Source organism: Litchfieldella anticariensis FP35 = DSM 16096, from assembly GCF_000409775.1.
Lineage (GTDB): Bacteria > Pseudomonadota > Gammaproteobacteria > Pseudomonadales > Halomonadaceae > Litchfieldella > Litchfieldella anticariensis.
In genome coordinates, this window is the sequence record NZ_KE332377.1 from 289212 (window position 1) to 314296 (window position 25085).

The 25085-nt window shown below is 55.8% G+C and carries 25 protein-coding genes and 1 pseudogene; 18 read left to right on the forward strand and 8 right to left on the reverse strand.

From position 1 onward, the window contains the following. Positions 1-9 precede the first annotated feature (9 nt). The 5 genes from L861_RS01325 (at position 10) to L861_RS01350 (ending at position 3853) form a co-directional block, all read left to right on the forward strand. Entirely contained in the window at positions 10-738 is a 729-nt protein-coding gene (locus L861_RS01325; RefSeq protein ID WP_016414730.1) for a carbonic anhydrase, read from the forward strand. A gap of 325 nt (positions 739-1063) precedes the next feature. Continuing rightward, entirely contained in the window at positions 1064-1684 is a 621-nt protein-coding gene (locus tag L861_RS01330) for a SagB/ThcOx family dehydrogenase (protein WP_021029069.1), read from the forward strand. Positions 1685-1686: 2 nt separating this feature from the next. Further along, entirely contained in the window at positions 1687-2139 is a 453-nt protein-coding gene (locus tag L861_RS01335; RefSeq protein WP_016414732.1) for a DUF6194 family protein, read from the forward strand. A gap of 106 nt (positions 2140-2245) precedes the next feature. Beyond that, positions 2246-2557, forward strand: coding sequence for an antibiotic biosynthesis monooxygenase family protein (locus L861_RS01340; RefSeq protein WP_021029070.1), 312 nt, complete (start codon positions 2246-2248; stop codon positions 2555-2557). A 438-nt stretch (positions 2558-2995) separates the two neighbouring features. Then, complete coding sequence (locus tag L861_RS01350; protein ID WP_016414735.1) at positions 2996-3853, forward strand: AraC family transcriptional regulator; 858 nt, start codon at positions 2996-2998, stop codon at positions 3851-3853. Here L861_RS01350 and L861_RS01355 read toward each other — a convergent pair. Next, on the reverse strand, positions 3815-4408 hold the full coding sequence (locus L861_RS01355) for a LysE family translocator (RefSeq protein ID WP_016414736.1): 594 nt from the start codon (positions 4406-4408) through the stop codon (positions 3815-3817). The two genes, L861_RS01350 and L861_RS01355, sit on opposite strands and share 39 nt — an antisense overlap. Before the next feature lie 98 nt (positions 4409-4506). Between L861_RS01355 and L861_RS01360 the strand changes: the two genes are divergently transcribed. The 4 genes and pseudogenes from L861_RS01360 to L861_RS23910 all read left to right on the forward strand — a co-directional run. Continuing rightward, positions 4507-5037, forward strand: a complete 531-nt coding sequence (locus L861_RS01360) for a GNAT family N-acetyltransferase (RefSeq protein ID WP_016414737.1) — start codon at positions 4507-4509, stop codon at positions 5035-5037. Positions 5038-5162: 125 nt separating this feature from the next. After that, positions 5163-7355 carry an OsmC domain/YcaO domain-containing protein gene (locus L861_RS01365; RefSeq protein ID WP_016414738.1) on the forward strand — a complete coding sequence of 731 codons (2193 nt, stop codon included), beginning with the start codon at positions 5163-5165 and terminating at the stop codon, positions 7353-7355. A gap of 189 nt (positions 7356-7544) precedes the next feature. Continuing rightward, positions 7545-7787 carry a type II toxin-antitoxin system Phd/YefM family antitoxin gene (locus L861_RS01370; RefSeq protein WP_016414739.1) on the forward strand — a complete coding sequence of 81 codons (243 nt, stop codon included), beginning with the start codon at positions 7545-7547 and terminating at the stop codon, positions 7785-7787. Between the two features lie 24 nt (positions 7788-7811). Beyond that, positions 7812-7889: pseudogene (locus L861_RS23910) on the forward strand (Txe/YoeB family addiction module toxin); the annotation flags it as partial. Positions 7890-7986: 97 nt separating this feature from the next. Here L861_RS23910 and L861_RS01375 read toward each other — a convergent pair. After that, positions 7987-8442 (reverse strand): 5-fold beta-flower protein, encoded by a 456-nt coding sequence (locus tag L861_RS01375; RefSeq protein WP_016414740.1) that lies wholly within the window; start codon positions 8440-8442, stop codon positions 7987-7989. 536 nt (positions 8443-8978) lie between these two features. On the opposite strand from L861_RS01375, the gene L861_RS01380 reads away from it, so the two are divergent. From L861_RS01380 to L861_RS01395, 4 genes are all read left to right on the forward strand, one after another. Next, entirely contained in the window at positions 8979-9341 is a 363-nt protein-coding gene (locus tag L861_RS01380; RefSeq protein WP_016414741.1) for a DUF1304 domain-containing protein, read from the forward strand. 84 nt (positions 9342-9425) lie between these two features. After that, complete coding sequence (locus tag L861_RS01385) at positions 9426-9908, forward strand: hypothetical protein (protein WP_016414742.1); 483 nt, start codon at positions 9426-9428, stop codon at positions 9906-9908. 201 nt (positions 9909-10109) lie between these two features. Further along, complete coding sequence (locus L861_RS01390; protein WP_016414743.1) at positions 10110-10778, forward strand: dihydrofolate reductase family protein; 669 nt, start codon at positions 10110-10112, stop codon at positions 10776-10778. A 130-nt stretch (positions 10779-10908) separates the two neighbouring features. Then, a complete protein-coding gene (locus L861_RS01395; RefSeq protein ID WP_016414744.1) occupies positions 10909-11394 on the forward strand; it encodes a VOC family protein in 486 nt (161 codons plus the stop codon). Between the two features lie 150 nt (positions 11395-11544). On the opposite strand, the gene L861_RS01400 is transcribed toward L861_RS01395, so the two are convergent. Then, entirely contained in the window at positions 11545-11838 is a 294-nt protein-coding gene (locus tag L861_RS01400) for a hypothetical protein (protein WP_016414745.1), read from the reverse strand. 267 nt (positions 11839-12105) lie between these two features. Here L861_RS01400 and L861_RS23915 point away from each other — a divergent pair, with 267 nt between their 5' ends. The 5 genes from L861_RS23915 to L861_RS01435 all read left to right on the forward strand — a co-directional run bounded on the left by L861_RS23915 (position 12106) and on the right by L861_RS01435 (position 17405). Further along, positions 12106-13137 carry a phospholipase D-like domain-containing protein gene (locus tag L861_RS23915; protein ID WP_081645739.1) on the forward strand — a complete coding sequence of 344 codons (1032 nt, stop codon included), beginning with the start codon at positions 12106-12108 and terminating at the stop codon, positions 13135-13137. 75 nt (positions 13138-13212) lie between these two features. Further along, positions 13213-14390, forward strand: a protein-coding gene (locus L861_RS23920; protein WP_144062932.1) for an IS3 family transposase whose coding sequence is annotated in 2 segments (ribosomal slippage) — positions 13213-13506 and positions 13509-14390 — 1176 coding nt in all. Because the reading frame shifts where the segments join, the coding sequence is not laid out codon by codon here. A gap of 950 nt (positions 14391-15340) precedes the next feature. Then, complete coding sequence (locus L861_RS01420; protein WP_016414747.1) at positions 15341-15709, forward strand: cupin domain-containing protein; 369 nt, start codon at positions 15341-15343, stop codon at positions 15707-15709. A gap of 81 nt (positions 15710-15790) precedes the next feature. Then, complete coding sequence (locus tag L861_RS01425) at positions 15791-16291, forward strand: hypothetical protein (RefSeq protein WP_027947907.1); 501 nt, start codon at positions 15791-15793, stop codon at positions 16289-16291. A gap of 640 nt (positions 16292-16931) precedes the next feature. Next, entirely contained in the window at positions 16932-17405 is a 474-nt protein-coding gene (locus L861_RS01435; RefSeq protein WP_016414749.1) for a GNAT family N-acetyltransferase, read from the forward strand. A gap of 525 nt (positions 17406-17930) precedes the next feature. On the opposite strand, the gene L861_RS01440 is transcribed toward L861_RS01435, so the two are convergent. The 5 genes from L861_RS01440 to L861_RS01460 form a co-directional block, all read right to left on the reverse strand. After that, positions 17931-18830: a hydroxymethylglutaryl-CoA lyase gene (locus tag L861_RS01440; RefSeq protein WP_016414750.1), complete on the reverse strand. Its 900-nt coding sequence runs from the start codon at positions 18828-18830 to the stop codon at positions 17931-17933. Positions 18831-19029: 199 nt separating this feature from the next. Then, positions 19030-21087: an acetyl/propionyl/methylcrotonyl-CoA carboxylase subunit alpha gene (locus L861_RS01445; RefSeq protein WP_016414751.1), complete on the reverse strand. Its 2058-nt coding sequence runs from the start codon at positions 21085-21087 to the stop codon at positions 19030-19032. Then, positions 21084-21908 (reverse strand): enoyl-CoA hydratase-related protein, encoded by an 825-nt coding sequence (locus tag L861_RS01450; RefSeq protein ID WP_016414752.1) that lies wholly within the window; start codon positions 21906-21908, stop codon positions 21084-21086. Before L861_RS01450 ends, L861_RS01445 begins: the two co-directional genes overlap by 4 nt. Before the next feature lie 132 nt (positions 21909-22040). Continuing rightward, entirely contained in the window at positions 22041-23648 is a 1608-nt protein-coding gene (locus L861_RS01455) for a carboxyl transferase domain-containing protein (RefSeq protein WP_016414753.1), read from the reverse strand. Between the two features lie 98 nt (positions 23649-23746). Then, positions 23747-24916: an isovaleryl-CoA dehydrogenase gene (locus L861_RS01460; protein ID WP_016414754.1), complete on the reverse strand. Its 1170-nt coding sequence runs from the start codon at positions 24914-24916 to the stop codon at positions 23747-23749. Between the last annotated feature and the right edge of the window lie 169 nt (positions 24917-25085).

Consider the following 25085-nt stretch of genomic DNA (forward strand, 5'->3'; position numbering starts at 1 on the left):
AGGATAACCATGAAGAGAACAGTGATTGCCATTGCCATGTCGTTGCTTTCAAGCACCGCCTTTGCCAGTGATGGCGCTGCTTGGGGCTATACAGGCGACATCGGGCCTGAGAATTGGGTAAAGCTTAGCCCAGAGTACAGCTCATGCGCCGGCAGCAATCAGTCACCCATCAACATGACAGGGTTCATTGACGCCGAACTGGAGCCAATTGCTTTTGACTACGAAGCGAAAAGTTCGGAAATTCTTAATAACGGTCATACTGTTCAAATCAATGTGCTTCCAGGTGACACCATCACTGTCGATGGCATTGAGTTCGAACTAAAGCAATTCCACTTTCATGTGCCAAGTGAAAACGAAATACACGGCGAATCATTTCCCATGGAAGGACATCTCGTACATGCCGACAAGGATGGCAATCTGGCAGTTGTAGCGGTCATGGTGACCGAGGGAGAGGCCAACGACGCTCTTGCAAAAGCGTGGGCACAAATGCCGGAGGAAGGCGAAACGGTAACCCTGACGTCAGACATCTCCCCGCTGGAAATCCTGCCGGAAAATCGCGATTACTACCGCTTCAATGGCTCATTGACTACCCCCCCTTGCTCCGAGGGCGTGCGTTGGTTGGTGATGAAGCAGCCGATTACCGCATCCAAGGAACAAATCGAGGAATTCCTGCATGTGATGCATCACCCCAATAATCGCCCCGTGCAAGCGGTCAATGCACGCCCCGTGTTGCAATAATCGACCCAGTATCGAGTAAAGAGGGGGCCGCTTCATACAGCGGCCCCTTTCAGTCATGTCAGTTTAGCTGCGCCCGCATTCCACAAGCTCACACTTTACTATTAGGTATCCCTCATGCTTAATCTAGAAGTGAAGGCCGCTGAGACGGCTTGTAGTAAGGACGAAAGGACAAGGGGGCGAAGGGACTGCCGCAGGAAGAAGGCGTGATCGCTATTGCCATCGCGTCATGCAGGGCAGGGGCGGTAGCGTGTACCCTCCTTGTCTTGAAGATTACGGCCATTCCCATGAGTCATGGAGATGCCTGCTTATGCATAGGAGATAGTGCGTGTTTTATGAACTACCCACTCCGGCTACTTCAGCAGCGCAATCTTTAGTGAGCTGTATCAAAGAGCGACGCAGTGTACGGAATTACTCGGAGGCTGCAATATCGCTGGCAGCTCTATCTCAGGTGCTTTGGGCCATACAAGGGAAGACGGGGGAGGGTAGCGAACGAGCGACGCCTTCTGCTGGAGGTTTATATCCATTGCATATCCATGTCCTGGTGCGGCGGGTTTCGGAGCTCAAGCATGGAGTCTACGAGTATGAATGGAATACTCACTCACTGAAGCTACTTGACGACAAGTCTCCGGAGGGAAATTTAACGGGAGTGGGTATCGGAGAACAACCCTGGCTTGAGGAATCCGCAGTCGTCATAGCGTTAGGTGCAAATTTTGATGGACCGGTGAAGTACTTCGAGTCGCAGTTACCGCGAGGCGAACGCGGCGTACGCTACGTGTTCATGGAATCGGGGGCTGCGGCGCAGAATGCACATCTGCAGGCGACGGCGCTGGGGCTTGGTTTTGTACTGGTGGCAGGCTTTGACGATGCCAAGGCAAAGAATGCGTTTCAGTTTGCCCCGGGTTTTGAGCCAACTGCATTATTTTGTATCGGCCAGCGGGACGATTGATTATGCGGAAACAGGATATATCGGACTTTCTTCTCGATCGTTACCCTGGTGTCGTTTCTGTTAATGCATGGGGAGAACAGTCGTTCTTTTACAATCCAGAGAGTATGCTTCCTCGTGGGGTTTACTTTGCGACTCTGAAGGACAAAGACGGTGCGAACGATAACGCTTCCGGTCTTTATCGGGATGGCGTTTATCGGTTTAACTTTGGTGTCAGCAAAGAAACGTATCAGAAGGTTCTGGGCTCTCAACCGGCGAGGCCTGCTGCTGGAGGCATTGTCGAAACAGGTCATGATTTCACACAGCTTAATACCTTGCTTCCTCATCCCGTGTACGGCTGGATGTCATGGGTTTGTGTGTTGAATCCTGACACCGAACTATTTGCCTCGCTTTTTCCAATGTTGGATGAATCCTACGATCTAGTCGTTGAAAAGTTCAAAAAGAGAGTGAAGTCATAGCAATGGCATGCGCGGGATGTCAAAAACGTCGCTCCGCCCAGGCTTGACCAAGAACTGAACGCGGCGACTCAGCTATGGGTTACAAAGCAAGGGAGGGTGAGTCGCAATGATCGCTAGGGAATGGAAGTGTCGGGTGCCTGAAGTCCACAGTGAGGGATTTACGGTATATCTCTATGAAACCGGTATCAAGGATTCATCCGCAACGACTGGATTTCTAGGCGCTCAAATTTTCCGTCGCTCGCTGTCAGGCAAAATCGAACTCACGCTGATCACCTACTGGGACAATCTCGATTCAATCAAGACCTTTGCCGGCAATGATATTTCGCAGGCACGTCTGTATCCCGAGGATGAGGTTTATGAGCTTGAGCCAGACCTTTCAGTACAGCACTATGAGGTCATCGAGCATCAGTTCGTGTAAGGGTGTCGCTTAACATTGACGTTAGCAACAGGAAAAAACAATGAATGATTCTGAAAACATGTATGATCTAGAAGCAGATGCTCGTGATCAAGATGTTGGGAAAAACAAATTCTCCATCGGGTTTGTTGTGTTTTTGTTGATTACAATAATCTTGGCCACATTAAGTAGTCTTGCATCGTTTTCTTTAGCGTTAGTCCGATCGGGAGACATGGCTACGGCAATAGGCTCTGTAATTGGGCATTCACACCTTTTTCCTCTAATGAACATTGCAATTGCTTCGTTCTGGAAGTCCATGAGAAATATGCGATCAAGAACTAAAATATATTTCTGTTGGTCGATCCTTACACTGCTTGCAGCCCTAAGCCAATGGGCGAAGTATCTTACGAGTGGGCTATAGGGTCTCGGGTGATTGACTAGCCACTCAGGTATAATCAAACCATGACCAATCCAAACAACCCCCTGTTCTGGCGCGATTCGCGTATGCCCCATGTGGAGCTGCGCAAGATCGATGACGGCCGTAAAGTCTGCTATGCACCGCACAGCCATACCCATTGGTCTTTGGGCGCCATCACGGCGGGGGAGAGCACGTTTCGCTACCGTCATGACCAGTACCACATCAATACCGGGAACCTGGTACTGATGAATCCGGACTGGGTGCACGCCTGCAATCCCATCGACGACCAGCCCTGGGCCTACCTGATGTTGTATGTCGATGCCGACTGGTTGACACACTTGCGCTACGCAGCGGGACTGCTCGAGGCACCGCGCTGGCAGGATATTCCCACCGCCGTCATTACAGATCCTGTCTGGTATGAAGGCTATTGCCGGATGGCCGCCTGTCTGCTGGACTCGCAGCGAGATCTGCTGGACAAGCAAACGGAAGTGGTCGAGTACCTATCTGCCCTGATGCACGAGCTAGCCGGTCAACCGGCCCAGCCCCTTCCAAAGGCCCCGGCTAGCCTACAGGAACTGGCCGCCTACCTGGACGATCACGCGACGGAAGAGATTTCCCTGGATGATCTATGCGATCGCTCAGGCTACAGCCCCGGCCATCTCATCCGTGCCTTCAAGCAACACTTCGGCCTCACGCCCCATGCGTATCTGATCAATCGTCGGATCCAATTGGGGCAGCGGGAGCTCAAGCAGGGCACGCCTATCGCCGAGGCGGCGCAAAACGCCGGTTTCAGCGACCAGCCGCACTTCCAGCGCACCTTCAAGCGGTTGGTGGCCGCCACGCCGAACCAGTACCGGCAGTCCTTACTCAATCAGCAGGTAGACGCAACTGACGGCGAGTAATACCGCCAGGGTTCGGTTGATCGTGATCAGTACCGCGGGACGGTGGACGTAGCGGCGCAAGAAGGCTCCAGCGTAGACCCAGCTTCCTAGCGACAGCCAGCAGATGGGCAGATAGAGCAGGGCAAAAATGATGATTTGTTGCAAATCGTTACCGTTGGTATAGGCCCCGATACCAGAAGCCGAGGCCAACCAGGCCTTGGGATTGAGCCACTGCATCAGGGCCCCGGTCATGAAGCCCGGTGCCTCATGGTTGTCTGCCTCTGGCAGGCGACCGTCATCCCTGGCCAGCCGAACGCTCAGGTAGAGCAGGAACACGACCCCGGCCCAGCGCAGTGTTTCCTGCAGCCCCGGTACGACCGTCAGCATCGAGTAGAGCCCCAGCCCCACGGCGATGAATAGGGCGACAAATCCCAGGGTGGCACCGGTGACGAAGACCAGCCCCCTGGAAAGGGGGTAGCGGGTACCGCTGCTCAAGCACACCAGGTTCACAGGCCCTGGTGAGATCGAGGCCGCAAGCGCAAACGCCGACATTGGCAGAATCATGGCAAGGCTCATCGTCACTCTCCTGGGTGGCAATGGCCGAAGTCTGCAATGGCGGTTGATCGCAGTATTGAACGAAATTGAGGTGTCTGACAGACGTCAAGAGTGATTTCATGAAGCCAAGCATCATCATCCGCGATGAAACCGCCGCCGATATCGCCGCGATACATGACGTGACCATTGCGGCCTTCCAATCGATGGAGTTCAGCCACCATACCGAGCAGTTCATCATTGCCGAACTGCGCGCCGCCGGGGCCATGGCAGTTTCTCTGGTGGCAGAGCGGGATGGTCAGGTGATAGGACACATCGCCTTCTCTCTGGTGACTGTCTCGGACGGCAGCCTGGGCTGGTACGGTCTGGGGCCTGTTTCCGTGCTGCCGGAATACCAGCGGCAGGGTATCGGCAAGGCACTGGTGGAGGAGGGATTGGCACGCCTGCGAGCCTTGGGCGCGCAAGGCTGCTGCCTCGTTGGCCACCCGGAGTACTATGTAAAGTTCGGGTTTCGCAACATACCGCAACTCGCGTACGAAGGTGTGCCGCCAGAGTACTTCTTCGTGCTGCCCCTGGGCGATCGCGTTCCGCAGGGCACCGTGACCTTTCATGAAGCGTTTCTCGCGGATAGTCCGCAGCGCCACGATTCTTGAGCTGACTGCGCTAGAGCCAAAATGCACTAGCGACACGAAGGGCCAGTTGCCGAAAGGGGCGGGTCAGTGTGATAGACTGCGTGCCTCGGCCTGCGCCTGCGACACTTTCCCACCGGTAGCCAGTCATGGAAATCAAAGTTAATTTTCTCGAAAATCTCAGACTTGAAGCCAAGTTTGACGATTTCACCGTCATTACCGATCAGCCCATTCGCTACAAGGGCGACGGTTCGGCGCCAAGTCCCTTCGATTACTTCCTGGCATCTTCGGCGCTGTGTGCGGCCTATTTCGTTCGTGTTTACTGCCTGACGCGCGATATTCCCACCGAGAACATTCGCCTGTCGCAGAACAACATCGTCGATCCGGAGAATCGCTATAACCAGATCTTCAAGATCCAGGTCGAGTTGCCGGAAGACATCTCCCCCAAGGACCGTGAAGGTATCCTGCGCTCGATCGACCGCTGCACGGTCAAGAAAGTGGTGCAGACCGGGCCGGAGTTTCAGATCGAAACGGTGGAGAACCTGGACGAGGACGCGCAGGCCCTGCTGATGGTCCAGCCGGAGGGGGAAGCCAGCACCTGGATCGAGGGCAAGGATCTGCCGCTGGAGCAGACCATCGTCAACATGACGGGCATCCTGGCGGACCTGGGCATGAAGATCGAGATTGCCTCCTGGCGCAACATCGTGCCCCATGTGTGGTCACTGCACATTCGCGATGCCGGTTCACCCATGTGCTTTACCAATGGCAAGGGATCCACCAAGGAGAGTGCGCTGTGTTCCGCGCTGGGCGAGTTCATCGAGCGCCTGAGCTGTAACTTCTTCTACAACGACCAGTTCTTCGGTGAAGAGATCGCCAACAGCACCTTCGTTCACTACCCGGACGAGAAGTGGTTCCAGCCGGGGCCGAACGACGAGCTGCCCGAGGGCATCTTGGACGACTACTGCCTGGAGATCTTCGACCCGGACGGCGAGCTGCGCGGCTCACACCTGATCGATACCAACTCCGGCAAGGCGGAGCGAGGCATCGTCTCCTTGCCCTTCGTGCGCCAATCGGATGGCGAGGTGATCTACTTCCCCTCGAATCTGATCGAGAACCTCTATCTCAGCAATGGCATGAGCGCCGGCAATACGCTCCACGAGGCGCAGGTGCAGTGCCTGTCGGAGATCTTCGAGCGGGCGGTGAAGAAGGAGATCCTCGAGCAGGAGCTTGCGCTGCCGGATGTGCCCATGCAGGTGCTGCAGCGCTACCCCGATATTCTCGAAGGCATCCAGGCGCTGGAAGCGCAGGGCTTCCCGGTGCTGGCCAAGGACGCCTCCCTGGGCGGACGGTTCCCGGTGGCTTGCGTCACCTTGATGAACCCACGGACCGGCGGTGTGTTCGCCTCCTTCGGCGCGCACCCAAGCTTCGAGGTGGCGCTGGAGCGCAGCCTCACCGAGCTGTTGCAAGGCCGCAGTTTCGAGGGCCTGAACGACTTCTTGCCACCGACCTTCAACTCACAAGCCGTTTCCGAGCCGAACAACTTCGTTGAGCACTTCATCGACTCCTCGGGGCTGGTCTCGTGGCGCTTCTTCAGTACCAAGCACGACTACAAATTCTGTGACTGGGATTTCTCTGGCACCAACGAGGAAGAAGCGGCGACTCTGCTTGGCATCCTGGAGGACATGGGCAAGGAAGTGTACGTGGCCGTGCACGAGGATCTGGGGGCGCCAGTCTGCCGTATCCTGGTGCCGGGCTACTCCGAGGTGTACCCGGTGGAAGACCTGATCTGGGACAACACCAACATGGCTCTGCACTTCCGGGAAGACATTCTCCACCTGCATGATTTGAGCAACGATCAACTGGCCGACTTGCTGGAGCGTCTGGAAGAGAGCCAGCTAGACGACCACATGGATATCATCACCCTGATCGGTATCGAGTTCGATGAGAACACCGTGTGGGGGCAGCTGACCATCCTCGAGCTCAAGCTGTTGATCAACCTTGCCCTGCAACAGTATGAAGAGGCCCTCGAGCGGGTCGAGATGTTCCAGCAGTACAACGACAACACCGTGGAGCGCGGGCTCTTCTACCAGGCGATGAACGCGGTGCTGGAGATCGCCCTTGATGACGAGCTGAAGCTCGACGACTACCTCTACAACCTCCGGCGCATGTTCGGTGAAGACACCATGGAAGCGGTGGTCGGCTCGGTGACGGGCGACGTTCGCTTCCATGGCCTGGCCCCCACCAGCATGGAACTGGAAGGCCTGGAGAAACACCAGCGCCTGATCGAAAGCTACAAGAAGCTGCACGTACACCGTGCCAAGAGGGCAGGGGTGGCGGTTTAAGACCCGTAGACGCTACATCCCCCAACCCCAAACGCCCTGGGTCAGTTCAACACTGGCTCGGGGCGTTTTGTTTCGTCGTTCAGTCGCCCAAGCCGGTAGCTCAGCTTCATCGTCACATATCACGTTCGTTTTGACGTGCGTACCAAATGGCGCACACTGATGCAGAGTCGTACACACCGGAGGTGCGTCATGATCGGAATTACGGCAACGGAAGCACGCAGCAACCTCTATCGATTGATTGATCAAACCGCCGAGTCTCACCAGCCGATTGTTATCATGGGTAAACGGAACAAGGCAGTGCTGGTCTCCGAGGAAGATTGGGCGGCTATACAAGAAACGCTATTCCTGCTCTCTGTGCCAGGCATGCGGGAGTCGATCCGTGAGGGCGTGGATACCCCTGTCGATGAGTGCGATGAGGAGCCGGACTGGTGATATGGAAGTTGGTTTACACCAAGCCAGCATCGCTTGGTGTACCAAGTGCTTGAAAACGAGCGAGTGGTGAAGGTTCTCCGGCTCTGGAGCCATTACGAATAATCCGCAGATGCAACTGTCGGGCAAAGCCAATGCAACGGAAGCCCAAGGATACCGCGCCTCGCCCTCGTATCAGCCTCGACGGGATCGAACCTCCTTGTCACTCGCTTCTTGACTGTGCGGTCATGAAGAAGACCCAGCCCGCCATCGCTTGCCAGTCCGACGGCGAGCAGCCGTCGAAGTAGCCCGAAGTGCCGCGGCTGCTGTCGCGCCAGGTGCAGTCATCCAGATAGCCGATCGTGCTACTGGATGCGTTCCGCAGAGTCCCATCGACGTCGACGTAGCCAAGTGTCGAGCGTGAATTGTCGCGGACCGTGCCGCCGGAGTCGACATAACCGATAGTTGAGTGTGAGCTGTTGCGGACGGTACCGTCGGAATCGACGTAGCCGATGGTCGAATGGGAACTGCCGCGCAGGGTGCCGTCGCTGTCGATGTACCCCACGGTGATGTGCGAACCGTTCCGAACGGTGATCGAACTCCAAGCGCCCCAAGCTTGGCTCGCCAGAAAGAAGGCTGCTCCAGCGAGTACTGTAAGTAGGAGACGTGACCGTGACATCGCTGCTTCCCTGCGAGCTAACTGACCCGACTATATCACTCGTCCTGGCCGAACACGAGTACTCGGGCGAGGAGGAGACGAAGCGCCAACTGTGAATGTCACTGAAGTTGTCCGTTTTGCATCCATCGTAACTCATGCATACTCTGGCTCATTAAGGCTGCTGAGACGGCCGCTTTGGGGAATAGCATCGATGGAATGCAGGGACTACCGCATGGATGGCAGGAGGTCATCATAGTTTGCAGGGTAGGGGCGGTAGCGTGCCTAGTTGCCGGACTCTCGTTCCTCGCGCCGTTCATGGCGGGCGGTAAGCTGCCATGTGATCTTGTTGTTGGTATGGAGGGCTGAAAAGGTAAAAACTTATCTGTTGGCAGAATCAAAGAAATGGTGGATAAAGATTTATGAGTTCTGGGAACAAGAAAAAATAATCGGTTAATAGCCAGCTTGTAACAAGGCCAAGCAGCATCGCCCCTACGGGGCTGGATCTCGTTACGCTTGCCGCTGTTGGAGGCATATGAATCACGAACAGGTAGTTGCAAATGACAATGATTACTGATTTGGTAGTGTTGTTGGTAGCCTTGCTTCATGGGTATTTCCTGATACTGGAAATGTTCCTTTGGGATAAGCCGATGGGCCTTAAAGTCTTTGGGCAGTCCAAAGAGAAAGCGGAAACTACAAAGGTTTTGGCGTCAAATCAGGGGCTTTATAATGGTTTTATTGCAGGCGGTCTTTTGGTTGGCTTAATTCAAGGTACGGCAGGATATGACTTCAAGGTATATTTCCTGGCGTGCGTTGTCGTGGCTGGCATCTACGGTGCAATGACAGCAAGCCGAAAAATTCTATTTGTGCAGGCGCTGCCAGGAGCTATCGGCTTGCTATTGGTTCTTTTCTCAAGCCATTAAAAACCCAGGTTCGCCATAACAAGTCGTTCAATCCGATTGGTGGTGCGTGCAATGATGTCAGGTCATTTTTGGAGAAAATGATGTATGAGCTTTGAAGAATACGTTGGTCAGGTGGTCTCTAGGCAAAAAATTCATATTGAAGATAGTGAAATTGATGAGCCCGATGATTATAAAGGCATCATAGAGGAGTTGTTCAGCCTATCTGGAGAGGCGTTGACTTTAAACAATTTTGTAGCAGAAGAAGATGGCGATATAGTCACGCTAAGTATTGCAGTAAATAATGCAAGTTATTCATTTGAAGTCGCAGATCAAAGTCATGTGTTGGAAAATAAAAATCTCATAAGAGGTTTGAATGAAATATTGAGCATGCTGAATAATAAAGAGCGGTTTTATACATTTTGGGCTTTAGATAGTTTTGGGCAAGAAATTGGATTTTTCTATTCGGATGTTGAAAGTGCGGAGCAGATATTTGATTTTGCAGAGAAGCATAATTTAAATGCAACGGCCTATATAGAGCAATATCAAATATCTGACGGTAATAGAGAGGAAGGTTACGATGATATTTGACTTGACTGCGGTCGAATAGCGCTCAGCCACGAGCAGGGTGATTGGTTGGGCAGCGGCCCCTTGAGCCGACCGGTTCTGCGCTGCGCTCAGCGGCTTAGCTTTGCGTTGGGTGCTACTCACACCCAGAACGCAGCGGCTGTCGATTACGGGGTGTCTCGTTCGACTACTGGATGCTAGAAAGCAAACCAGGAGGATGAGCTCATGCGAAAAGTGATTGTCGGCGCCATGGTGTCACTGGATGGCGTCATGCAGGCGCCCGGTGGGCCTCAGGAAGATCCGACCGGCGGATTCAGCTACGGCGGCTGGGTCGCGCCGCTGGCGGATGAGGTGTTCGGCGAAGAGATCGGCAAGATGTTCAGTCAGCGGTTCGACCTGCTGCTCGGACGGAAGACATACGAGATCTTCGCCGCTCACTGGCCGTATGCCGAGGACGGGCCTGATGATTCCATCGCCAAGACCTTCAATTCGATCAAAAAGTACGTTGCGACCCGAAAGGGGCTGGAACTGACCTGGAAGGACTCGGTGGCCCTCCGTGACGCGGCGTCCGATGTCGCCAGGCTGAAGCAGGAAGACGGACCAGCACTAGTTACACAAGGCAGCACCGACCTGATCCGAACGCTGCTTGCGAGCGACCTCGTCGACGAGATCAATCTATTCATATTCCCGGTCGTGCTTGGGAGAGGCAAGAAGCTGTTTGACGATGGCGCGAAGGCAGCGGCGTTCAAACTGGCCGCCAGTCGAGTGTCGCCCAGCGGTATTGTGATCGCGCATTATGTGCGCGATGGCGCGGTGAAAACCGGCGACTTTGCCATGGATCCCCCCACGCCGGCGGAAGTCGCACGGCGTGAGAAGATACAGCGAGAGGGCTAGCGGTCGGGGGTGAAAAGCTGGCGGCATTCGCCTTGGATGGGACTCACAACCACGGCGGCGCTACCTGGCCCGAGTCTTTCGGAGTTATGGGCTGCCGGTTATGGGTGACTCAAAACGATGGAGAAGTGACATGGCGACACCAGCAAAGAACACAGTTTGCCTTTGGTTCGATGGCGACGCCGAGGATGCAGCGCGATTTTACGCAAAGACCTTTCCCGATTCATCCGTTGGTGCAGTGCATCGCGCACCGGGAGACTTTCCGTCGGGAAAGGAAGGGGACGTGCTGACCGTCGAGTTTACCGTAATGGGCATTCCGTGCCTCGGGCTCAACGGCGGGCCTGCGTTCAAGCATAACGAAGCGTTCTCGTTTCAGGTTGCAACGGTTGACCAAGCCGAAACGGATCACTACTGGAACGCGATAGTCGGCAACGGCGGCCAGGAGAGCGCGTGTGGCTGGTGCAAGGACAAATGGGGATTATCCTGGCAGATTACGCCGATTGCCCTGACGAAAGCGTTCACCGATCCCGATCGCGCTGCTGCCAAGCGCGCGTTCGATGCGATGATGCAGATGAAAAAGATCGACATCGCGGCAATCGAAGCGGCGCAACGTGGCTGAGGTGGCATCTTTGAAGTGGGCGACCCGCGGAAGCTTTCGTTGGCGTTGCCCTCAACGTTGCGGTTGGCTACGGTAGGAAAAAAGCCGCAAAGATGGCTTAGGTATTCACAAGGTACGCATGGACTGCCGCATTACGGATGATGCGCCACATCATCCATTCTGCCGGGTAGGGGCGGTAGCGTTCCCATCCCCTTGAGTTTTGCCTTCCTTCTTCTGGAGTTCCGAGCCATACATCAAGGTCGCCATCAAATGCATGGGGCCTGACAGCTCGTTCAGCACGCGCATCACCTCTGCGTGGGATAGCACCACCGGCAGCCGACGAGGGCGCTTGGCGTGCGAGAACTCGCCAATATCTCCGAGAGGCTGATCGAGCACATGGCGCTTCACTCGCATGGTAGCCTTCACTCGATCCATCAGCTTCGGTGGTTTGCTGTGCGTGTCCATACGCGGCTCTTTCGGTTTCTGGATATACATACAGTATTATTGGATTGGTTCCAGCAAAACGCGCAAGCACGCGAAGCCCGCATAGATAGCCTAGGCTATTCTTAGATTACTATTGTAAATCAAGGGGTTAGATGAAAAGTCACGCTTGATAATATTGTTGAATGCGCAGGCGCGTTCAAGTCAATAAACGAGTGCGCCGTCTAATACCTGTTGAACAAATGCTGAACAGTTAGGCTTAACACGACGCTCATCACATATCAGGGGCTTATGGCAAAAATAATTGCAGAGAATTACTGTTCTGAAAGGGTTCATATCAAAGAGCTACAAAAGTTGCTTTCAGATGCTCAAGCTAACGTTGATGTGGCGACGGCTTATATCACTGATACAAAGCTGTTGGGGGCATCAAACAATATAAAGGTGCGATTGCTAACATCAGTTTCTTGTGCGGACTTGATTTCTGGTGCAACAAGCTTAGAAGCACTTCGTTGGCTTTACAACAAAGGCATCAATATTCGAGTTTTGCCTAGTTACCCTAAGTTTCATGCCAAGGTATATATTGCTGATAGAAGAAAGGCTGTTATTTCATCTGCGAATTTAACTAATAATGGCATTAACAATAATATTGAAGTAGGTGTTGCTCTTGAGGATGGGCAGTCACAACAACTGCATGATTGGTTTGAGTCGATTTGGTCTGAAGCATCACCGTTAACGCATGACTTGCTTAACTCATTATCCAAATATACTGATGAAATTGAGCATGAATTATCAGCCCTAAAACAAAAAATAAGAAAGTTTGATAAGCATATCAATTCAACTATATCTAAGCCCAATGAATCGCGCTTACTTGAATTTGACGATGGCTCTCGACAGTTTTTCATTTGTAATAGTGATCGCCGAAATGGAACTAGAACAGCTGATGGTGGACACTTGCATGAAGAATTAATGTTGTCTCTTGGTACGGCTATGGCTTGGGAGAAATTTAGATACTCTGAACATATGTCAAGAGCAAGAGTAGGCGATATTATTTTCCTTTTCGCTAAGCGGAAAGGCGTCATTGCTGTGGGTGTTGTGGTTGAACCAGTAAAGGTGGCAGACGGGGAAAGCAAGAAACAATTATCACCAGTTTCAGATACAACTGAATGGCGAATCTCGGTCAATTGGATAACCCAGCGCAATAAATCCTTAGCGTATCACCTTGATAACCCACCGCTTTGTACATTCATGGATATATCAGCTGAAAAGCATAGAGCTCTTAGGTTTGGTGTTTTAAGTTACTTTTCTGAGGTTGGTTCAGCCTAACAAGGCATTTAAGAGTGATTCTGGACTTCCCCCACTTCAGTGGACACGCATCGCTAACCGCTATGGAGGTGAACGATGCCGGCAATGAATACGGGGAAGAAGACTCAAAAGTATTCGGTTGAATTCAAGGTCAAAGCTGTCCAGTGGAGCCATCAGTCCCACCGAAGTGTCAAAGGCGTAGCCGAAGCGCTGGATATTCACCCCTTCATGCTGTCACGCTGGCGCAAGGAATACCGGGAAGGGAAATTTGCCATGAGCAAGCCGAAGGCGCCGCCAGACGCCAAGAAGCAACTGAAAGAACAGGATGAGATCAACCGTCTCAAGCGCCGAGTCGCTGAGCTGGAAGAGGAGAATGACATCTTAAAAAAGTGGCAACGTTTCCAGGCGGAAGCACGCAGGAAGCCTTCCGGTTCGTCTGGAAACACCGGGAACGATACTCCGTAAAGGCGCTGTGCCGTCATTTGAAGGTCTCTCGGTCAGGCTACTATGCGTGGTTGCATCGCAAGCCTAGTCAGCGAGCAGTGCAAAATGCAGAGCTGTTGGGCCACATTCACCGAATCTACACCGCTAGCCATCATCGCTACGGTAGCCCCAAGGTTTACCAGGCACTCCGTCGCGAAGGGATAGTGGCCAGCGAAAATCGGATCGCGAGGCTGATGCGGGAATGGGGCATGAAAGCTCGTGTGAGTCGCGTGTATCGCCGTTTGCTCAAACGCCGGGAGGAGTTGAAGGCTCTCCCCAATCACCGCTTGGTGGAAGCGAAGCCGGTCGGCATCGATCAGCAGTGGAGCAGTGATGTCACCTATATCAGGCTGGGGCGACGCTGGGTGTATCTAGCGGTAGTGTTGGATCTGTACTCGCGCCGGGTGATTGGCTGGCAACTGGCGGAACGCTTGGATGGTGATTTATCCCGGGGCGCGCTGAGACAGGCATTCACTTCGCGGCAACCGGCACCAGGACTACTGCTTCACACGGATCGAGGTGTTGAATATCGCGCACGAAAAACCCAAGCGTTGCTACAACGCCACCAAGTACGCCACAGCATGAACCGCCCAGGCCAATGTACCGACAATGCCGAGGTTGAGTCCTTCTTCAAGACATTGAAGGGCGAACTGTTACACGCCACCAGCTTTGTGACCATCCGCCAATTGCGAAAACATATAAGGAATTACATCGATAGATTCTACAACACCCAGAGGCTACACAGTGGCCTTGGTTATCAGACTCCGCGAGAGTTTGAGGCCGTCATGTGAGAATAGAGCGTGTCCATTTTTTTGGGGGAGCATCATTCCCAACACTTGGCATTTTCGGTTCTAGGTTGGGTTTCGTGTTTACGGTGCTGTGGTTTAGGTTTGGTGGTGGCGTTGCTCACACCTTAATGCGGCGTTGGGCTGCATGATACCGATGTCGACAGCGGCATGGAGGAAGTGGTGAGGGTTTACTTCAGGGCGCCGGAACTACGTCAGGCAACGGATATTAAGTTGTTATCTATGTTCGGAGCCGAAATGTTCCCAGGCTTCCTTTGCCTGCAGTCAGGTGAAAATGAGCTGCGTCTCGGGGTCGATGGTAGCACCACTGATCCCGAAGCAGAGGCGCTTGCCGGGGAACGCTTCCAGATCCTTCTGGGCGTCCTCCGGTCTTGGAGCGCACTAGCGGGGCAGCGAACCGACGAGCTCAATACGACCATCGGACGAGGGCCGATAACAGACAACAATGGCAATCAAACCGTAAGAGTCGGATCTGTGCACGAGTATCAAGGCACTGAGGACGAAATAATAAGTTATGCCAAGTGCGCAAAGCGCGCGTGCGAGCGTTCCGAGTGCGTGCGCAATGCGCTATGGCTGAATGGGCGCCGGGATCGAAACGCTGCAGATTACTACATGATCTACGAGTATGCGAAACAAGAATTCGGCAAAGATGCGGACATTGCGTCGGCGCTCAACGTAACGTGCAAAGACCTTGAGAGACTACGATGCTCCGCGAACAACCTTGCACCCAGAGAGGGTGGTCGGCATGCGAAAGCATCTAGACCAGTCGCTTGGAGTTTGGGCAACCAGAAGGAGTTTGTAGCGAGATTCATTAGGGCATGGGTTACATATTCAGGGGCACCTAGCATATGAACCAAGAGCATCCGATGTTGCCGCCCAACAAAGCCATCCAGTCGCCGCTGTGCTTCGCCGTTATCTGAATGAGGAAATCGCTAGTGCAGAATAAATCTATAAATTTCGCAGATAAGCTCAGCCTGTTTGCAGAGCAATGGTCACCTAAAGTAGTGGCAGAGATGAACGACTATCAGTTCAAACTGGTGAAACTGGAGGGTGACTTCGTATGGCATGATCATCAGGACACTGATGAAACCTTCATTGTTTTGAAGGGATCTCTTCGTATTGATTTTAGAGATGGCTACGTGAATCTGTCTGAGGGCGAAATGTATGTCGTGCCCAAGGGCGTTGAGCACAAACCTTATGCTGAAAATGAAGTCGAGGTAATGCTGATCGAGCCTAAGGGTGTCTTGAATACAGGAGACGGCGAAATAAATGAGCGTACCGCCACCAATGACGTATGGATATGACGATCATATAACGAAGCAATGCACGCGACAAGCGTGTGATTGCGGCGTTAAATACAGGGAGGCACCGAGATGCGGTGTGCAATGACAGGGCTGCCCATCAGTGATCCATCTGATGGTATTTGGGATGATGGTGAATGGATTAGCTGGCAGTGGATTAACGGCCAACTGCATGAGCAAGACCTGAAGTCTGAGTTTCCCAATGCTCCCATCGAAATTATCAAAGTGTTTGAGGACTTGGTTTATTCCGCAGCCGAGTACCACGAGCTCACTGGTCGTTACCTTCAAATTTGGGGAGAACTCGGTGAGCTTTACGCTGAGATAAAATATGGGATCGAACGCCATCGCCCTGGTATGGCCGGCTCAGATGGTCGCATGGGGAACGACTGGGTAGAGATCAAGACGATTTCTCCTGAAAAGGGTAAAGGTAAGGTGTTGGTCAAGAGGGCGGGCAATTTCAACAAGCTACTCGTTGTCAAAATAGACGAGAGCTTTCAGTTTGAATCCCGAATGATTGACCGAAAAAAGCTTGGTAAGGGAAAAGGTAAAAACGCCAGCTACTCATGGGGCTCAGAATCTGAGTAAACCTGTATTTGACCAGTCGCTGTAGTACGCGGCCGATGGCCGCCGGACGCTCTTTTCATTGTGGCTACGCCTCCATTACAAGGGCGCTGCTAAGCTTCGCGCATGGCCTGTATCACTAACCGCAGAATTCTTAGAGAAAGAAGATCATGGCAAAGTATCTAATTTCATTCCCCAGTGCTGCAATGAATGTACCCGACAGTGAGTGGGAGGCGGTGGGTCGAGACGCTCATGCCGTGATACGCGAGGCGAAGGAAGCGGGCGTCTACGTTTTCGGCGGTGGTATTGATGAAACCGTACCGCCCGTTCTAGTTTCGGCCAATGGTTCAGTCGCTGAGGGAGGCTACCCGTGGGCGCCTCCGCTCAATGGTGGATTCACTGTACTTGAGCTGCCTTCAAGTAAGGAGGCCATCGCATGGGCCGCACGTATCGCGAAAGCGTGTCGCGTGATCAGGAGCTTCGAGTATTCGGGTTTGATCCAGAGTCGTGAGGTCGGAGTGTTGCAGTACATTCTGCTAGCTAACATCCCAAATGCCTAACAAAGCAATGCAAGGGATATCTAAAAGCTGTCACCATTTAGCTACCCCTGATTGCGGTGTTAGGCCACTTCCCAGACATCACAAGCCCGGCGCCAGGAGACGCAATGGATGTAAGAACAGCCAAAGAGATTGAGCTCGATCAGTTGGCGAGTATTTGGCATGACGGTTGGCAGGATGCCCATTCCCGGATTTTACCGACGGAACTCGCCCGGTACCGGACGCTGGAGAGCTTTAAATACAGGCTCCAAGAAGCCCTTCACAACGTGCGAGTGGCAGGCTCTCCTAGTCAGCTGCTTGGATTCTGTATCATCAAGGATGACGAGCTCTATCAACTCTATGTTTCGGCTGAGGCACGAGGTCATGGAATCGCAGCAATGCTCTTGGCCGATGCCGAAGAACGTCTTAGCACTCTTGGTGTCAAGACGGCGTGGCTCGCGTGCGCGATTGGCAACGAGCGGGCTGCAAAGTTCTACGAGAAGAAAGGCTGGCGCCGCGTTGGAAACATGATCAGCCAGTTGCCAACACCGGACGGACATTTTCCGCTCGAAGTTTGGCGCTACGAGAAGAACCTGAGGTAAGCATAATGCCCTACAACAAGCGTAGCTCACGTCGTTCTGGCGACGGACTGCATGGAGGCGCCATCTCGGTTCATGCGCATGGTTGGTATGCGTCCAAGCTTCGATGAACCTGAAGTATTTGTTTATGAGATGCGCGAAGGCACACACCTAACCCTGAAGCGAACAGACAGGGTCGCGACGGGCCACGCCTCGTTCGACTTGATGGTTGATGATCTTCATGCAACTCATGAACGATTTAGATCCGTAGGACTTGACCCGTCATCAATCGAGTCTCGCCCAGCCATGGATCATGAGGTCTTTACTGCCCGAGAGCCTTCAGGGACACGTTATTACTTTCTTTTCCAGTCATGCTCCCGGAAGACCGGTATGACCATCTTTTCAGTCGATATGTAGCCTGACAATTCACTCCAGCAGGTCCGTGGCTGAGTTGGGCGTAAAATCCCCAACGAAGACAACTGAGCGTAACAATCACAAAGCCCCTGAGTCAGTCACCTGACTCGGGGGCTTTTCGTTTCGCCCGCCTAATTACTTCGCCGCCATCGCCACGCCCACCTTTGATCGATTGGGTCGCCCAATAGCCAGGGTAATCCACTGGCCGGTCTCGGCCAGCTTGTCGAGGTCAATGCCGCTTTCGATGCCCATACCGTTGAGCATATAGATGACGTCTTCGCTGGCGACGTTGCCGGAGGCGCCCTTGGCATAGGGGCAGCCACCGAGGCCGGCGACGGAGCTGTCGATTACGGCGATGCCTTCTTCGAGCACGGCGTAGAGGTTGGCGAGGGCTTGGCCGTAGGTGTCGTGGAAGTGGGCGGCGAGTTTGTCGATGGGGATGTCTTTCGCCACTGCTTCGAGCATGCGTTTGGCCTTGAGTGGGGTGCCGGTGCCGATGGTGTCGCCGAGTGAGACTTCGTAGCAGCCCATTTCATACAGTGCCTTGGAGACGTCGGCGACCTTGGCGGGGGGGATCTCGCCTTCATAGGGACAACCCAGGACGCAGGAAACGTAGCCGCGTACTCGCACGCCGGCGTCCTTGGCGCGTTCCAGTACCGGTGCGAAGCGTTCCAGCGATTCGGCGATCGAGCAGTTGATGTTCTTGTGCGAGAAGGTTTCGCTGGCGGCGCCGAATACCGCGACTTCCTCGACGCCGCATTCCAGGGCGGCTTCCAGGCCCTTGAGGTTGGGGGTGAGGGCGGAGTAGGTCACGCCTTCGCGGCGTGTCAGGCCGGCCATCACGTCACGATGGTCGGCCATTTGCGGCACCCATTTGGGCGAGACGAAGCTTGCCGCTTCGATGTAGCGGATACCGGCGGCGCCGAGTCGGTCGATCAGTTCCAGCTTGGTGGCGGTGTCGATCGGTTCGGGTTCGTTCTGTAGCCCGTCGCGGGGAGCGACCTCGACCAGGCGGATGGCGTTGGGAAAGGGCATGATGTCTCTCCTTCAGAAGCAATGGGCGCCTGCGGCGCCAATCGCGCAGAAAATCTGCGCTCCCACCGAGGATGGGCCAGGAGGCCGTTGTGGGAGCGAAGCTTTGCTTCGCGATGATGGTGGTTTGCCCCTATGCCGGCCTGACGGCCGGGATCGCGCAGTAAACTGTGCTCCCACGAGGGGGCTGAGTTCATCCGAGTCATTCATTGGCGGTGAATTCGAGCAGCACATCTCCTTGTCCCACGGTGTCACCTGCCCGGAAGTGGAAATTTTCCACGTGGCCGTCGGCGGGGGCGGCCAGGGTGTGCTCCATCTTCATGGCTTCCATGACCATCAGCGGCATGCCTTTTTCCACGGGAGTACCGGGTTCCACCAGCAGCGCGACCACGGTGCCATGCATGGGGGCGGTGAGTGTCGATTCGGCTTCGTGGTGGCCGTGATCGACGGCGTCCAGGCGGCGCCAGAACAGCCGGGTCTCGCCATGAGTATCGGCGAGCACGATGATGCTGCTCTCCTGATGGCGGACCAGCCGTGCCTCAAGGCGACGACGGTGGCCGTCAAGGGTGATGGCTACGGCGTCACCTCTCAGACGTTGCAGTTCGGCGCTGAGGGTCTTGTCACGGATGTGGAGCTTCCAAGGCTCCTGCTCGCTCTCGCGAAGACCGTCGACTGTGACTACGGCTTCCGAATCGTCTTCGTCTTGAGCATGTGCGGGGTCGCAGAGCGCCACGCGGATGCGGTTTGCGGCGTTGAGTCGGAAACCATCGTGGCGGTCCCAGGGCGAAGCGCTTTCACGTTCGCGGCCGAGTTGATCGAGTGCCACCAGCGCCGCCGCAGCATAGTCCTCGAGGCGGTAGTCACGGATGGCGAACAGCGCTTCCTGGTGGTTCTCGATGAAGCGCGTGTCGAGTTGGGCGGCCTGGAAGGCAGGGTGGCCAGCCAGGCGTTGCAGGAAGGCGCGGTTGGTAACGACGCCGCGCACGTCCAGCGCGGCCAGTGCCCGGTTCAGCGTGGCAAGCGCTTGGTTGCGGTCGTCGCCATGAACGATCAGCTTGGCCAGCATGGGGTCGTAGTGCATCGAGACCACGTCGCCGGTTTCCACACCGCTGTCCAGGCGCACACGAGTGGGATCGAGACTGGCGCCTTCCAAATCGAGGGCGAAGCGTTCCAGGGTGCCGGTGGCTGGCAGAAAGTCCTGCTCGGGATCCTCGGCATACAGGCGTGCCTCGAAGCTGTGGCCGCTAATGGTCAGTTCGTCCTGGGAGCAGGGCAGCGGTTCACCCATGGCCACGCGTAGTTGCCATTCCACCAGGTCCTGACCGGTGATCATCTCGGTGACAGGATGCTCCACCTGCAGGCGCGTATTCATCTCCATGAAGTAGAAGCTGCCGTCATGCTCTTGTGAAAAGTCCAGCAGGAACTCCACGGTACCGGCACCCACATAACCGATTTCCTTGGCAGCGCGCACGGCGGCCTCACCCATTTCCCGGCGCAGTTCCGCGGTCATGCCCGGTGCCGGCGCTTCTTCCAATACCTTCTGATGGCGGCGTTGCACGCTGCAGTCGCGTTCGAACAGGTAGACGCCATTGCCATGGGTGTCACAGAACACCTGGACTTCTACGTGACGGGGCCGGATCAGGTACTTCTCGACCAACATGCGCTGATCGCCAAAGGCGGCTTGGGATTCGCGACGGCAACCATCCAATGCGGACTGGAAGCCGGCGGCGGATTCCACCACGCGCATCCCCTTGCCGCCCCCGCCGGCACTGGCCTTGAGCAGTACCGGATAGCCGATCTTGTCGGCCTCAGCTTTGAGCACGTCGTCGCCCTGATCGTTGCCGTGATAGCCCGGCACCAACGGCACGCCAGCATGCTGCATGCGCGCCTTGGCGGCGGACTTGTCGCCCATGGCGGAAATGGCCGTTGCCGGCGGGCCGATGAAGGTGACTCCCGCTTGGGCACAGGCTTCGACGAAGGCGGCATTCTCGGACAGAAAACCGTAGCCGGGGTGGATGGCGCTGGCAGCGGTACGTCGGGCGGCCTTGAGCACCGCTTCCATGTTGAGATAACTCTCGCGGGCTGCAGCGGGGCCGATATGCACGGCTTCATCAGCTTCGCGGACATGCAGGGCATGAGCATCGGCATCGGAATAGACAGCGACGGTGCCAATGCCCAGGCGACGGGCGGTACGCATCACGCGGGAGGCGATTTCGCCACGATTGGCGATCAGGACCTTGTCGAAGCGGGTCTGACTCATTTTCCGTTCTTCCTTTCGGGGGCTTGCCAGCGTGGAGCACGCTTATCGAAGAAGGCGCTGAGTCCTTCCTGGCCTTCGTCGCTGATGCGTAGTTGGCTGATCACGCGGCAACAATGTTCGCGAGTGGCTTCGCTATCGGGATCGCGCGCTACATGAGCTAGCAGCGCCTTGGTGGCGCGGCTGGCCTGGGGCGAAGCGGCAAGCAGGGTATCGATCATGTCTTCAATGGCGTCGTTCAGGGAATCGTGATCCACCACGCGGTGAACCAACCCTAGCTCGAGCGCGTGAGCGGTTTCGATGACTTCGGCGGAAAGGGCATAGCGGCGCATCTGGCGCGGCCCAATGGCACGCTGCACATAGGGGCTGATCACCGCCGGCGCCAAGCCCAGCTTGACTTCCGACAGACAGAATCGGGCCCGCTCCGAAGCGATGACGATATCGCAACAGGCGGCCAGGCCCACAGCACCACCGAAAGCCGCACCCTGAACCCGGCACAGCGTAGGGCAGGGCAGGGTATCCAGGTCATGCATCAAACGCGAGAGTTCTCGGGAATCGGCCAGGTTGTCGTCGAGGTCGTATTCGACCATGCGCTTCATCCAGCCGAGATCGGCCCCGGCAGAGAAGTGCTTGCCTTTGGAACCCAGCACCACCACCCGAACCTCGTTACGCTCGGCCGCCGCGGCCAGACGGTCCAGATGGGCATTGAGCTCGGCGATCAAATGGTCATCGAAAGCGTTGTGCACGTCCGGACGATCCAGCGTCAACCAAGCGACGCCTCGGGAGTCGATCTCAAGCCGGGAATAACTTGTCGTGTCTGTCATGGGCGGCAACCTCATCGATAAAGCTGTAAGCCGTAAGCTTTAAGCTGTAAGAAATTCAGATTGGTCACCAGAGCGTGCGGAGGAGACTTCCAGCTTACAGCTTACAGCTTCCAGCTCCACGCGAAGCGTGGGTCACATCCTAAACACTCCGAATCTTGTCTCTTCGATCTCCGCATTCATGGCGGCGGCCAGCGCCAGGCCGAGCACGTCGCGGGTCTGCAGCGGGTCGATCACGCCGTCATCCCACAATCTGGCACTGGCATAGTAGGGGTGGCCTTGACGCTCGTAGGCGTCGCGTGTCGGACGCTTGAAGGCTTCCTCGTCTTCGGCGCTCCATTCCTGTCCGTCGCGCTCATACTGTTCTCGCTTGACTTGGGCCAGCACGTTGGCCGCCTGCTCGCCACCCATCACCGAAATGCGCGCATTGGGCCACATGAACAGCAGGTTGGGGTCGTAGGCTCGGCCGCACATGCCGTAGTTGCCGGCACCGAAGCTGCCGCCGATCAGTACCGTGAACTTGGGTACCTTGGCGCAGGCCACGGCGGTGACCAGCTTGGCGCCGTGCTTGGCGATGCCTTCGTGTTCGTACTTGGAGCCAACCATGAAGCCGGTGATGTTCTGCAGGAAAAGTAGCGGAATCCCGCGCTGGGCACACAGCTCGATGAAGTGCGCCCCCTTCAAGGCGGACTCCGAGAACAGCACGCCGTTATTGGCGATGATACCCACCGGGTAGCCGTGCAGATGGGCGAAGCCGGTGACCAAGGTATCGCCGTAGTAGCGCTTGAATTCGTCGAAGTTGGAGTCGTCGACGATGCGGCCAATCACCTCGCGCACGTCGTAGGGCTTCTTCAAGTCGGTGCCGACGATACCGTAGAGCTCGTTGGGGTCGAGGCGTGGAGATCGTGGTTCTCGTATCTTGAGCTGGCCGCGCTTGTGCCAGTTGAGCCGCGACACGGCACGTCGCGCCAGTTGCAGGGCATGGGCGTCGTTATCGGCGTAGTGGTCGGCCACGCCGCTGATGCGGGTATGGACGTCGGCGCCGCCCAGATCCTCGGCACTGATGGTCTCGCCAGTGGCGGCTTTCACCAACGGTGGGCCGCCCAGAAAGATAGTGCCTTGCTGCTTGACGATGATCGACTCGTCGGCCATGGCTGGCACATAGGCGCCACCAGCGGTGCAAGAGCCCATCACCACGGCGATCTGTGGGATACCTTCGGCGGAAAGCGTGGCCTGGTTATAGAAGATACGCCCGAAATGGTCGCGGTCGGGGAATACCTCATCCTGATGAGGCAGATGCGCACCACCGGAGTCGACCAGATAGATGCAGGGCAGGCGGTTCTTGTGGGCAATTTCCTGAGCGCGCAAATGCTTCTTCACCGTCAGCGGATGGTAGGTACCCCCCTTGACGGTGGCATCATTGGCGACGATCACGCATTCGACGCCAGATACCCGACCGATACCAGTGACGATACCTGCGGCAGGCACCGGGCCATCATAGACCTCATGCGCAGCCAAGGCCGAGAGCTCGAGAAACGGCGAACCCTCGTCGAGCAGATGATCGATACGATCGCGCACGAACAACTTGCCACGCGACTCATGACGCGCACGCGCCTTCTCGCCGCCACCCTTGGCGACGGCCGCGATCAACTCACGCAGCTTACCGACCTCGGCGCGCATTGCCGCATCGTTGGCTTGGAAGCCCTCACTGCGAGGGTTGATGTGGGTTTGTAGGATTGCCATGTACCCCTCCGGGGAGCTTTAAGCTGTAAGCCTGAAGCTGTAAGAAAACCCAGAAAAGCAGTTACTTACAGCTTGCGGCTTATAGCTTACGGCTTGGTTTAAGCAGACTCATTGAAAATTTCGCGACCGATCAACATCCGCCGAATCTCACTGGTCCCGGCGCCGATCTCGTAGAGTTTGGCGTCGCGCAGCAGGCGGCCGGTGGGGTATTCGTTGATGTAGCCGTTGCCGCCGAGCAGTTGGATGGCGTCGAGCGCGACCTGGGTAGCTTTTTCAGCGCAGTAGAGGATCACGCCGGCGGCGTCCTTGCGTGACGTCCGGCCGCGATCGCAGGCGGCGGCCACGGTGTAGAGATAAGCGCGACAGGCGTTGAGGGTGGTGTACATGTCGGCGACCTTGCCCTGTACGAGTTGGAATTCGCCGATGCTCTGGCCGAATTGCTTACGTTCGTGCACGTAGGGCACCACCACGTCCATGGCGGCCTGCATGATGCCGATGGGGCCGGCGGCGAGCACGGTGCGCTCGTAGTCAAGGCCGCTCATCAGCACCTTCACGCCCTTGTTGACCTCACCCAACACGTTCTCTGCGGGTACTTCGCAATCCTGGAACACCAGCTCGCAGGTGTTGGAGCCGCGCATGCCCAGCTTGTCGAGTTTCTGGGCGGTGGAAAAACCGGCAAAGCCGTGCTCGATGATAAAGGCGGTAATGCCCTTGGAGTCGGCACTCGGCTCGGTCTTAGCGTAGACCACCAGTACCTCGGCGTCGGGGCCATTGGTGATCCACATCTTGTTGCCGTTGAGAATGTAGCGGTCGCCGCGCTTCTCGGCGCGCAGCTTCATCGACACTACGTCAGAGCCAGCGCCTGGCTCGGACATGGCCAGAGCACCGACATGCTCGCCACTGATCAGCTTGGGCAGGTACTTGGCTTTTTGCTCGGTAGTGCCGTTGAGCTTGATCTGATTGACGCACAAGTTGGAGTGGGCGCCGTAGGAGAGACCCACCGAGGCGCTGGCGCGAGAGATCTCTTCCATGGCGATGCAGTGGGCGAGGTAACCCATGCCGGCGCCGCCGTCCTCTTCAGGCACGGTGATGCCGAGTAGCCCCATGTCGCCGAATTTCTGCCACAGATCGTTGGGGAAGGCGTTCTGTTCGTCGATCTCGGCGGCGCGCGGGGCGATCTCGTCGCGCGCGAAGGCGTTGACCTGGTCGCGCAGCATGACCAGCGTCTCGTCCAGGCCGAAGTCGAGGGGAGTGAAGGGCGTTTGCATGGCGTGGCTCCGTGTCTGTCTGGTGCCGGAGCGGAGGCACTCCGGCGAGCGAACTCATGTCATGAAGATGGCAGATGCCCCAAGACTAGGCGAGGTTTACGTTAACGTAAAGTGCAAGTTTTGAAGCGTTCGACGAATGTCGAAGAGGGAGGGTAGAGGGAAATGTCCA